This is a genomic window from Verrucomicrobiia bacterium, assembly GCA_035577545.1.
Taxonomy (GTDB): domain Bacteria; phylum Verrucomicrobiota; class Verrucomicrobiia; order Palsa-1439; family Palsa-1439; genus Palsa-1439.
In genome coordinates this window covers 52,009-63,577 of sequence record DATLVI010000028.1, presented here as the reverse complement: position 1 = coordinate 63,577, position 11,569 = coordinate 52,009, and the positions used below count along the sequence as shown (strand labels likewise).

Below are 11,569 nucleotides of genomic sequence, written 5' to 3'. Positions count from 1 at the left end.
TTCTGGTACGCTCTCCAGCAATCGTACGGAAGGATGGTGCGCACTATGGAAGGTCACAGGCGAAAACGATTCCACCAGTTGCTCCTCGGTCTCCTCGTGGGCCTTGCCGGTCACGTGTTAAATCCATGGCCCGCGTCCGCCGCCGTCAACGTCGCGAAAACCCTTACGGGGGAAGATGCCTTGCAGCATCTCCAGGAAACCAACACCATCTGCGGCGCGGTCGCGAGCACAAAGTACGTCGAGTCGGCGAAGGACAAGCCCACCTATTTGAATTTTGATCACCCTTATCCCAACCAGACGTGCGCGGTCGTGATACCGGGATCCGCCCGGCCCAAATTCAAAGATCCTCCGGAAACGACCTTCATGGGAAAGAACATCTGCGTCACCGGCTTCATCACCGCCCCCCACGGAAAGCCGCAAGTGACAGTCACCGACCCGTCGCAAATAACGATCCAGGAGCCGGTGGCCGTCCCAAAACCGGCCGACGCCGACTCCGCAAAGTGAGAGCCCCGTGATCGGAAGCGACGAGGTGCGAACAGGATTTTCTGTTCTTGATTCAAATCCCGGATTAGGTCATTAATTTGAACGGTCACGGGTAATTATTATGAAAAAAATGCTCCAGTGTTGTACCTTTGTCGTTTTCCTGTTTGCCCTTCTTTTGCCGCTCCGTACATTTGCGGAGGGGGGGAAAGAATCTCCACTTCACAACGAAATGGAGGCGATCAATCGCAGCCTTCGCCTGATCAACCGCCAATATGCCGACCCGGCGCAGAAGACATCCACCTTGGAACTCGTGGGGACGATGCAAAAACACGCGGAGACGGCCCGGACGCTCACGCCGCCGAAGGCCGATACGATGGCGGCTGCGGATCAAGCCAGGTATCTCGACACGTTTCACAAGGACCTGGACGCCCTGATCAAGGAGATCGGCCTGTTGAAGCAGGCCATTACCGCCGGCAAGGTGGATGCCACCAAGGCGGAGATCGACAAGATCAAGCAGTTGGAGGACTCAAGCCACAAGGAACTTGGCGTAGGCGGTGGTGGAGGCCACAAGCGTGGAGGCCCGCTGCCATCGGGACAGTAAAGTGAGTTTCCTCGCCGCCAAGGTGCTCACTCTGGCCTTGGTTTTGTTGACGTTAGGCATACAGGACGCCGGGGCAGAACAAGAACCAACCCAGGCCGTATCGACGGTATCAATCCAGGCGTCGTCCACCCCGCAGATTCTTGCCAACCACGTTCACGCAATTTTCAAAGCCAGGTGCACGGAGTGTCATGGCGCAGATCTCTCGCGGCCCAAGGGCAAATTCGGCTACGTCCTCGACCTCGCCCGCGTCGCCGCGAATCCCAAGATGGTCGTCCCCGGAATGCCCGGGCAATCGGAGCTTTACCAGACGGTGTTGCATGACGAAATGCCGCCACCCAAATCCAAACGGCCGCCGTTGACCTCCGAGGAAAAAGATATTGTTAAATCCTGGATCGAAGTCGGTGCGCCCGCCAATCTTCCCGACGAGAATGCGACGAAGGCCCCGCCGTTGACAATCGGACGCCGCGTCCTTCGCGACATTGGGCAGTTCCATCCGCCGTCCACGCATTTTCCCATCGCCCTGCTCATCATCGCGTTACCAGCCGAGTTCCTCTGGAAACTCACCCGCAAAGACTCGTGGAGAACGACGGTTCAATTTTGCGTCATGCTTGGCGCGGTGACCGCGGTAATCACGGCAACCCTGGGTTGGTGCGACGCCCCATTTTCAACCTACGCCGGCGTCTCGGCATCCGTGCTGTGGTGGCATCGCTGGTTCGGCACTGCAACCGCCGTTTGGGCCGTATTGACGGCTGTACTTTTGGAATTGTCAAACCGCCGGAGAAATCCGGGACGCCTGTCCAGCTACTTCCGCCTGACTCTGATTATTGGCGTTGTTCTGGTCAGCATCGCCGGTTATCTGGGCGCTTCTCTGATCTACGGCCTCAATCACTTTTCCTGGTGAGTGAAGGAGCTGCCGGTTGGGAAGTTTGCGCCGCCGCGAAAGGATTCTGCCAGCCACCGCCGAGCGATTTCACCAGCGCCACCGCCGCCACGAGTTGCTGGCCGCGCAATTGCACGGTGGTGATCTCGATGCCCAACGCGGTGTTTTGCGCTGTCGCTACCTCAAGATAGGTGACGAGACCGGCGCGATAACGGTTGTCGGCAATTTCGAGTTGCTTACGGGCTGCCCGCAGGGCCTCAATTTCCGCGTTGCCTTGAACGGTCAAGAAATTCTGGGCGGCCAAATTATCTTCCACGTCGGCAAATGCTGCCAGTACAGTTTGACGGTAATTGGCCACGGTCTGTTCATAAGCCGCCCGTGCCGCCCGAAGGTTGGCCACGTTTCGTCCACCCTCGAAAAGCGGCAACGTCAGTGACGGTCCGACGGACCAAAAACGGCTCTGCCAATTAAACACGGTCCCGGCATTCAGGCTTTCAAAACCCCCCAAGCCGTTGAACAGGATCGTGGGGAAGAACGCGGCCCTGGCCACGCCAACGCTCGCGTTTGCGGCGGCCATCCTCCGCTCGGCGGCGGAGATGTCCGGCCGGCGTTCGAGCAACTCAGACGGGAGCCCGGGTGGAATGTCGGGAGGCGCGGTATCAAGCGGCCGTTCTGCCACGGCGAACGTGGACGCTGGTTGGCCGGTCAACACCGCAAGAGCATGTTGGAATTGCGCGCGCTGCAACATGGTCCCCGGGAGTTCGGCCTGCGTTGTCTTGAGCACCGTTTCAGCCTGGGCGACGTCCAGGTCGCTCGCGATGCCGCCACCGCGACGGTTCTGCGTCAATTCGAGCGATCGTTGGAAAACCTCAATATCCGATCGGAGCAACGCGGTCTGGGCGTCGAGGGCGCGCAGCGTAAAATAGTCCGTGGCCACTTCGGCCTGGATCGCCAGCTTGATTGTCTCCAAATCATCGAGGCTGGCCTGTTCCTGGGACCTTGCTGATTCAACACTGCGCCGCACGCGTCCCCAAAGGTCCACTTCGTACGTGAGGTCGATCGGCGCCGTAAACGTATTGAAAGAGAATGTCTGGCTCTTGCCCGCGGCCTTTCCATTGATGGGCCGGTTCAACGAATCGCCCTCCCGCGTGGCGGATGGCGAGAAGTCAAAGTGCGGAAACAATCCGGCCCGGCTCACATCCGTGAGCGCGCGCGCCTGGTCGAAAGCCGCGACCGCCGCCTTGAGTTGCTGATTGGCAACCGCGGCGTTGATTTCCAACCGGTTCAGGTCCGCGTCCCCAAACATCTCCCACCAATTACCTTTGGGCCGGCTGGCTTGCGGCTCGGCAATTTTCCATTCGTTGGTCGCGCCGGAGTATGCGCCGGGCATGGTGGCCATGGCTTCCGGGCGTTTGTAGTCCGGGCCGGCCGCGCAGCCTGCCACCAACACGCTCGCGATCACCACAAGGATTTTGTGCCGGGCCAATTTCATTTGGTTGCTACCGTCTTGGGCGCTTCCGCGAGGCGAACGGTCGTGCCGCTAACCAGCGAGTCCGAAGGGTTGACGATGACCTTGTCGCTGGCGTTGACCCCGGAAAGCACTTCAACGTTCTGGCCAAAGTCGCGACCGATTTGCACGCTGCGCAGATCGACCTTGCCGTTCGTTCCCACAACGCCGACCTGCAACCCTTGGGCGCGGAATAACAACGCATTTGAGGGCAACGTCAGCGTTGCGCTGGGCGCCGTATCGAGGAAACGCACCTGGGCGTAGCTGCCCGGCAGGATTTCATTCTTGGAGTTGTCCACTGCCAGTTCGGTCAGCAACGTGCGGGAATCCGTCGCCATCGCTCCCGAGGTGGTGACAACCTTTGCCGGAAAGACCCGACCGGGCATTTCTGGAATCAGCACATCCGCCGGTTGCCCCGGAGCAATCCCATGAGCGGCTGTCTGCGGCACGCGCACGTAAACGCGAAGCGTCTCGGTTTGTGCCAGTCGGAAAAGCTCCTTACTGCTGCCCGCCACGATGAGATCGCCCACATCTGTGTTGCGCGCGGTGATCGTTCCCGCAAACGGGGCCGTGACCCGCGCAAAGGACACGAGTTGCTCCAGACGATGAACGTTGGCGCGCGCGGCCTCGACGGTTGCGGTCTTGAGCTTGAAGTCCGCCTGCTTCTCCGCATTTTCCTGTTCACTAACGCTGGCAGTCTTGAGCAGATCGGCCCAACGCTCAGCGGTGGTCTTGGCCAGCGCCAGAGCCGCCTCCGTCTGCGCAAGTTCGGCGCGGGCCTGTTCGAGTTGTTGGTCCAATTCCGGTATCTCGATTTCGGCAATCAACTGGCCGGTATCGACATGGGCGCCGATATCCACCAGCCAGCGCTTGAGATAACCATTGGCCCGCGCGAAGATCGGTGCTTCCACCAGCGGTCTGACTTCCGCTGGCAGTAAAAGACCGCCGGGAGATTCACTGGGCGTCGGCGACACGACGCGAACCGTGGATGTGGCCAGATCAAGTGTCTCGGCGCGTACAACCGCACGTTGATACCAGCGTGGGATAAACCCGATGCTGAAACCGACCAGGATCAAGGCCACGACGACAACGCCAATGCGGCGCAGTTTGACTGGCGGCTTCCCGTCTTCCTGGCCAAGCGCCGCGATGGGCGACGCAAGTCCCCTGGTTTCCGGGGATTGTGTTGGACTGTTCTCAAGTGAGTTCATAACAACGTTTCCTCATGTATGCACTGTAGTTGGCAGAATGCCGTGTGACGCGATCACCGCATCGACTTTCTCCTGGTTCGAAGTCGTCGCACGACGGCGCAACAGACTGAACACAACCGGCACAAAAAAGAGTGTGGCAAAGGTGGCGACGACCAGGCCGCCAATGACCGCGCGACCCAGGGGCGCATTCTGTTCGCCGCCCTCCCCAAAGCCCAGGGCCATGGGAAGCATGCCGATGATCATGGCCAGAGCGGTCATAATTACCGGACGCAGACGGCCGACCCCGGCCTCCAGGGCCGATTGCAGCGAGTCATGTCCTTCGCGCAGGTGATTTCGCGCGAAAGTAACCACGAGAACGGAATTTGCCGTGGCAACGCCGAGGCTCATGATGGCGCCCATCAGAGCCGGAACGCTGACCGTGGTGATTGTGATATGCAAGGCCCAGACCACACCGGCAAGCGCGCCCGGCAGCGCTGTGATGATGATGAACGGGTCGAGCCAACTCTGGAAGTTGACGACCAACAGCAAATAAATGAGCGCAATGGCCCCCACCAAGCCGATGCTCAGCCCGATGAAACTGGAATGCATCGTTTCCGCCTGACCGCGCAGCAAGATGAGGCTGCCACGCGGCAGTTCTTTCTCCGCCTGTTTGATCAACGGCTGGATATCCCGCAACACCCCGCCCAGGTCGCGACCGCTGACGCCGCCAAAGATATCGAGCACAGGCCGCACATCATAATGAGAGACGACTGGCGGTCCCGCGCCGCGCTTGAAGCTGGCGAGATTCGAGAGTAGTTGGCCATTGCCGGCGCCGGGCTGACTGGCGCTTACCGGCATCGAGTTGATATCGGTTAGTGAATCCATGCGGTACTCGGGGGCGCGGATGTTCAATACATACTGGATCCCGAGGCCAAAATTCACCCAGTAGGAAGGCGTTACCTGGCTGCTGCCGCTGAGGTTCAGCAACACCGAGTTGGCCACGTCATTCTCCGTCAGTCCCATCTCGGAGGCCTTCGTGCGATCGATCGCGAAATCGAGCTTGGGCCGGTCGCCGGGTTGCTGGATGCGCACATCGACCGCGCCGGGGATCCGGCGAATTTTGTCAATCAAGCGCGCGGCCACTTCGCGGTTCTTAACCTGGTCACGACCAACCACCTGAATGTCGAACGGCGCGGGCAAGCCGAAGTTGATCGTTTGGCTGACAATGTCCGCCGGCAGAAAATAAAATGTCGTCCCAGGAAAATTGCGGTTCAAACGGAGCCGCAAACGACGGACATACTCGGCGGTGGGCCGATGTCCTTCATTGAGTGAGACCAGAATGTCCGCGTCATTTGGCCCCGAGACGCCACTGTCGCTATACGTGAGGTTGATTGACGAGTTCGGCAAGCCAATGTTATCGAGAATGCCGTGTAATTCTTTGTGGGGGATCTCCTGGCGAATATCGGCTTCGATCTCATCGATCGCCTTGGCGGTCTCCTCAATACGCGTGCCGCTGTGAACCCGTGCGTGCAACCGAAAGGTTCCCGCGTCAACTGACGGAAAGAAATCCTGTCCGAGAAACGGGATCAGCAGGCACGAGCCGAGGCAAAATGCCAGGAATATCACGGCAAAGAGGATCCGGTGCTCAAAGACGACGCCAAGCAGGAACCGGTAGTTCTCCCGCAGTTTGTCAAAACCCTTTTCAAAGCTGACTTGTATCCGGGCAAACGGACGCAACCACGGCGCGACCTTGCTGGGATCGGCGCCGTGGCCGTGATACTCCACGTGACGGTAAAAAAACATTACCATCGTCGGCACCAGTGTTCGGGACAGTGCATAGCTGGCCAGCATGGCGAACACCACCGCCTCCGCCAGTGGCACGAACAAATACCGCGCCACACCCGTCAGGAAAAACATGGGCACGAACACAATGCAGATGCACAGCGTGGAGACAAATGCCGGCAACGCGATTTCCTGCGCTCCGTCCAGAATCGCCTGGATGGTCGGCTTCCCCAGCGCCATTTGACGGTGGACATTCTCCAACTCAACCGTCGCGTCGTCCACGAGTATGCCGACGGCCAGTGCCAACCCACCCAAGGTCATCAGGTTGATCGTTTCGCCCAATGCGCTCAGCGTGGCCAATGAGACCAGCACCGAAAGTGGAATCGAGAGGGCGATGATGACCGTGCCCCGCCACGAACCCAGAAACAAAAGGATCATAATCGCCGTTAAACATGCCGCGATCACGCCCTCGCGTACCACACCCGAGATGGCGGAGCGTACGAAGACTGACTGATCGATGAATTGCTTCACAACGAGTTTATCGGAAACCGTGTTCATCGCAGCCGCCATCGCTTGCTTGACGCCCTTCGCAACACTCAAGGTCGAGGCTGTCCCGGTCTTGAGAATACTGATCAACACGCTGCGAAGGCCGTCCTGGCGGACAACATTTTGCTGGGGCAGATAACCATCGCGCACCTGGGCCACATCCCGAACACGGATCACGGCCCCGTTAATGGTCTTGATTGGCAGATCATTCAATTCCTCCAGCAATTTTGGGCTGGTATTAAGGTTGATGTCGTATTCCGTGGAGCCGATCTTCGCCGTGCCGCTGGGTAGTACGAAATTCTGGAGAGTGATCGCCGTGACGACATCGGCGGGAGAAAGGTTCTGGGACTGTAACGCTTTCAGATCAAGGTCCACGGATACCAGACGTTGTTTGCCGCCGTACGGGAACGGGATGGCTGCGCCTTGCACGGTGATCAGGCCGACGCGGATCTGGTTCACGCTGGTGTCGAAAACTTCCTGCTCGGAAAGTGTCTGGCTGCTGACGCCATATTGAAGGATGGGGACCGTGGATGCGTTGTACTGGATAATAAGCGGCGGCGTGGTCCCGGGTGGCAGCACGCGCAAAGCAGTCTGTGAGACGGCTGTAATCTGCGCCACGCCAGCGTCCGCCGAGGTCCCCTGGCGAAAGAACACTTTGATGACGCCGATGCCGTTATAGGAAGAGGACTCGATGTGCTCGATATTGTTGACCGTCGTGGTCAGGAAGCGCTCCTCATTGTAGACAATGCGGTTTTCCATCTCCACCGCGTTCAAGCCGGTATAGTTCCAGACGATGCTGACGACTGGAATATTAATGGCAGGAAAAATGTCCGTTGGTGTGCGCAGCAGAATGAACGGCGTCAATAACAAGAGCAGCAATGCCGCCACGACAAAGGTATAGGGACGACGAAGCGCTAGGCGGACAATCCACATGGCGTCCTCCGTGAACAGCTACGATGGCAAATCATATTCATGGTCTTGACCAACTGGTCTAGCATTACGGTTGGCGGCCTGGCGCGCTCGCGATTTCCTTTTCGGGCACGCCAATCAATCGAAAGATCGTCGGCTTCAAATGGCGGATGATCGCCAGGTTGTTTTCGATTTTTGCCTGCAAGAGCACTCCCAGAACGCTGCCGTAAAGGTCGCGGGCTTTGGCCTCACAGTCCTGCTCCGGTACCAGCCCCTCCCGGACGGCGTCCCGGATTGCCGCCGCCAGATACTTGCAGCGCCACTCCATGATCTGAAGCGATTTCTTTCGGATTTTTTCGTCCTGCGTGCTCAACTCGGAGCCCAGGGAAGTGAAAGCACACCCGCAAACCCTGCCAAATCTCTGCATTTGCTGATGCTGTTGCTCATAAATAAAAGCGCAATACCCTGCCAGTCGTTCCAATGGCGGCGACTGCGGCGAAAAAATGCGGTCAAGATCGGGCCGCAACTTTCGCCAATGATCATCAATCGCCGCGACCGCCAAATCCGACTTCGATGGGAAGAAATGATAGAAGCTACCCTTCTTGGAGCCAGCCTGCTCGCAAATGTGATCCACGCTGACCGCTCCGTAGCTTTGCTCCCAAATGAGCCGCATCGCGGTATCCAACAACTTCTGTTTGGTCTCGCATTCAGGTTTCATACTTCGCTACCGGTCAAAACTATCGTTGGAGTTGACCGTTCAGTCAAGTTGGAAAAATCAGGCCCGAAGAACTATCTGGATTCCGCGGTGTTACTGTTTGCATAAAGCCTGGTATCTCGGAGTTGTTTGTGGATGGGAATCAACGGTTTAAAAGTTGCATGTAACGTCTGCGTGGTTATGTTTGTCTAAGAAGAACGTAAGGAGCGAAATATGAAATATCACTCTATGAGCCTGACAGCAGTGGCAGTTGGACTTGTGCTGGTGCTGACAGGATGTGAAACTCCCTCGGGCCGTCCGGACAACACGGCGACGGGTGCGTTGGTTGGCGGTGCAACCGGCGCCGGTATTGGGGCTATCGCGGGAGGCCGTCATGCGGGTGAAGGGGCATTAATCGGCGGCGCGATCGGCGCGCTCACCGGCGCCATCGTTGGCAATTCCATCGATCAGCAGCAACGGGAACGAGTACGTGAATATTCCCCACAAACAATCCAGCGCATCGATCAGGGTCAACCGCTCGGAGTGGCGGACATCAAAGCCCTCGCCAGGGCCGGTGTCAGCGACGAGGTCATCATCAGCCAGATCCGCAATTCGCACACGGCCTATCACCTGAGCACCGCGGAGATCATTGATCTCAAGGACGCCGGCGTCAGCGAGCGGGTCATCGACTTCATGATCAACACGGCCGGCGGCGCCGACGCAGGACCACCACCACCACCGCCATCGACACAATATGAGGAAGTCGTGGTGGCTCAACCTCCGCCACCGCCGATTGTGGAAGAGGTCTACTATCCGGCGCCCGGACCAGGGTACGTGTGGGTCGGCGGCTATTGGGGATGGTACGGGGGACGCTGGGTGTGGGTGCGAGGCCGCTGGGCCTGGCCGCCCCATCGCCATGCGGTTTGGGTCAGTGGTTACTATGCGCACCGTGGCGGCGGCGGTGTGTGGGTCTCCGGCTACTGGAGATGAGCGGGCGCGTTTGTCGCCTGGCCGAGCTGAATCTGTTTCGCGATTGAGTTTTCTCCGGTTGCGGAGCAAGGTGTGGTCGTCGCTGGAAACGGCCCCGAAATAGGAATGAGACCTTCCTCCAAAGATCTGGCGGTTTTTTATTACCAGTTGGGGACAATGCTGCAAGCGGGTGTGAACATCCGCAACGCGCTCACCTCGCTGCAGGAAACCGGGCCGCGTCCGTTACGGAAGACCGTCGCGTTTCTGGGCGAGCGCGTTCAGGAAGGCGAACCCCTGCATCAAGCCGTGGCCGAGAGCCGGCGTTGCCGCTTTGCGCGCCTTGATCAGCATACCCTCGCTGTTAGCGAACAGAGCGGCGCCCTGGACGTGGGGCTGTTGTCCCTTGGTAACTACTACGAGAATCTGGCGCGAGCACGGCGTAAAATGATCTCCGCTTCGATGTTTCCCGCGCTAATACTGATGGTCGCGGTATTCGTCTCTCATCTTCCCGCCCTCGTCGCCGGCGCACTCGGGCAGGGAAACTATGGCTTGCCCGAGTACCTGCGCGACACAGTCGGGTTCCTTATTCTTCTTGCCGCCGCAACCTGCGTGATTCACTGGATCATCCGTATCGCGTTCAAGACCCCAAAGCTGGATCTGGCCATGGATCAATTCATCCGCCTCCTGCCCGTCGTAGGTCGGGTGCGGTTCGATTATGCCCTGAGCCAGTGGATCTCTTCGGTTCGGTTGATGCTTAGAGCCGGCTTTGGTGTCATAACCGCGCTCGAGTTCTCCAGCAAAACCATCAACAGCCCGCGGATCGCCCACGCTTACGACGTGGCCCGTCCCCTCATCGACAGCCAGTTGGAAGTCAGCCGCGCGCTCCAGGCCACCGGCGTATTCCCGGAACATCTGATCCAATTCTGGGCAACGGGGGAACAAAGCGGTCGTCTGGACGACATGTTGGATCGGCTGGCCCAGCATTACGAGGAACGCTGGCGTCACAGTCTCGATCTTCTCAGCAGTTGGCTCCCGCGCATCGCCTACGGGCTCGTCTGCGTTTACATGATTTTTCAAATGGCAAACCTGCTCGGCCCGCTCATCGGCGCCTACTCGGAAGCCTTGCAATAATGTTGGTTGCCAGCGTGACTTTTTGCGCGCACGTTTGTCTAATTAGCGATGCCAGCGCCCGTCAAATGCGACGATCCCGTGGCTGCGCCTGAAATGGCAACAACGCCTTCGGCGGCATCCACGCCTGGTCCGTGGCAGGCCCTCTACGAGCAACACTCGCGTTATGTCTATTATCTGGCCCTGCGTACCGTCGGCGATCCGACTCTCGCCGAGGACATTACGCACGACGTGTTTCTGAAAGCGTACCGCCACCTCGACCAATTTCGCGGTCAGGCCGGTCTGCGGACGTGGCTGTATCGCATTACCATCAACCATTGTCAGAACACGCAACGCGCCTGGCAGAAGCGGAGCATCATCAGCACCGGCGATCCGCAAGCGTTGGATGCCGTGGCCGCCAATACGGACAGCCCCCTGCGCGTCCTGGAGATCAAGGAATTGGGTGAGAGAATCCAGAAGACACTGGAGGCGCTGCCCGACGAATACCGGTTATTGCTCTTGTTGGTGGCGGACGAGAATTTGAGCTACCAGGAAGTCGCCTCGCTGACGGAACAGAGCTCGGACGCGGTGCGGGGCAAGTTGCACCGCGCGCGCCGGGCATTCACGTTGGAGTTTCAAAAGAACAGTTGAAAGGAACTTATGGATTCAGACCCACCGAAGCAACGCTTCCGACATCGTCAGGCGGAGGAACAGGCCACCGAACAACAGCAGACTACCGGGCAACAGGCCGGCCTCGCGTTCGAGTCCGTGGAGGAATTGCTGCGTTACGACAACCTCCAGACCGTGCCGCCCCCGGCGATTGCCGAGCGCCTCAAGATTTCCATGGAACGGGAACCAAAACCGAAACGCTCCTGGTGGCATCGGCTTTTCGGTAAGTAGAACG

General features: G+C 58.7%; 11 protein-coding genes. 7 read left to right on the top strand and 4 right to left on the bottom strand.

What is annotated here, in order from left to right; all coding sequences use genetic code 11:
• Positions 1-45 precede the first annotated feature (45 nt).
• The 3 genes from VNL17_09820 to VNL17_09810 all read left to right on the top strand — a co-directional run bounded on the left by VNL17_09820 (position 46) and on the right by VNL17_09810 (position 1,985).
• Positions 46-504, top strand: coding sequence for a hypothetical protein (locus tag VNL17_09820; protein HXI84371.1), 459 nt, complete (start codon positions 46-48; stop codon positions 502-504).
• A 208-nt stretch (positions 505-712) separates the two neighbouring features.
• Complete coding sequence (locus VNL17_09815; GenBank protein ID HXI84370.1) at positions 713-1,084, top strand: cytochrome b562; 372 nt, start codon at positions 713-715, stop codon at positions 1,082-1,084.
• Position 1,085: 1 nt separating this feature from the next.
• Positions 1,086-1,985 (top strand): DUF2231 domain-containing protein, encoded by a 900-nt coding sequence (locus VNL17_09810; GenBank protein HXI84369.1) that lies wholly within the window; start codon positions 1,086-1,088, stop codon positions 1,983-1,985.
• On the opposite strand, the gene VNL17_09805 is transcribed toward VNL17_09810, so the two are convergent.
• The 4 genes from VNL17_09805 to VNL17_09790 form a co-directional block, all read right to left on the bottom strand.
• Positions 1,966-3,456, bottom strand: coding sequence for an efflux transporter outer membrane subunit (locus VNL17_09805; protein ID HXI84368.1), 1,491 nt, complete (start codon positions 3,454-3,456; stop codon positions 1,966-1,968). The two genes, VNL17_09810 and VNL17_09805, sit on opposite strands and share 20 nt — an antisense overlap.
• The gene (locus VNL17_09800) at positions 3,453-4,679 is read right to left on the bottom strand and encodes an efflux RND transporter periplasmic adaptor subunit (GenBank protein HXI84367.1); all 1,227 of its coding nucleotides are present in this window, start codon (positions 4,677-4,679) and stop codon (positions 3,453-3,455) included. The genes VNL17_09805 and VNL17_09800 overlap by 4 nt, the downstream gene beginning before the upstream one ends.
• A 12-nt stretch (positions 4,680-4,691) precedes the next feature.
• Complete coding sequence (locus VNL17_09795) at positions 4,692-7,919, bottom strand: efflux RND transporter permease subunit (protein ID HXI84366.1); 3,228 nt, start codon at positions 7,917-7,919, stop codon at positions 4,692-4,694.
• Positions 7,920-7,983: 64 nt separating this feature from the next.
• Positions 7,984-8,613 (bottom strand): TetR/AcrR family transcriptional regulator, encoded by a 630-nt coding sequence (locus VNL17_09790; protein HXI84365.1) that lies wholly within the window; start codon positions 8,611-8,613, stop codon positions 7,984-7,986.
• 210 nt (positions 8,614-8,823) lie between these two features.
• On the opposite strand from VNL17_09790, the gene VNL17_09785 reads away from it, so the two are divergent.
• The 4 genes from VNL17_09785 to VNL17_09770 all read left to right on the top strand — a co-directional run bounded on the left by VNL17_09785 (position 8,824) and on the right by VNL17_09770 (position 11,565).
• A complete protein-coding gene (locus VNL17_09785; protein ID HXI84364.1) occupies positions 8,824-9,579 on the top strand; it encodes a glycine zipper domain-containing protein in 756 nt (251 codons plus the stop codon).
• 105 nt (positions 9,580-9,684) lie between these two features.
• A complete protein-coding gene (locus tag VNL17_09780; GenBank protein ID HXI84363.1) occupies positions 9,685-10,689 on the top strand; it encodes a type II secretion system F family protein in 1,005 nt (334 codons plus the stop codon).
• A gap of 48 nt (positions 10,690-10,737) precedes the next feature.
• A complete protein-coding gene (locus VNL17_09775; protein ID HXI84362.1) occupies positions 10,738-11,316 on the top strand; it encodes an RNA polymerase sigma factor in 579 nt (192 codons plus the stop codon).
• 9 nt (positions 11,317-11,325) lie between these two features.
• The gene (locus tag VNL17_09770) at positions 11,326-11,565 is read left to right on the top strand and encodes a hypothetical protein (GenBank protein HXI84361.1); all 240 of its coding nucleotides are present in this window, start codon (positions 11,326-11,328) and stop codon (positions 11,563-11,565) included.
• The last annotated feature ends 4 nt before the right edge of the window (positions 11,566-11,569 follow it).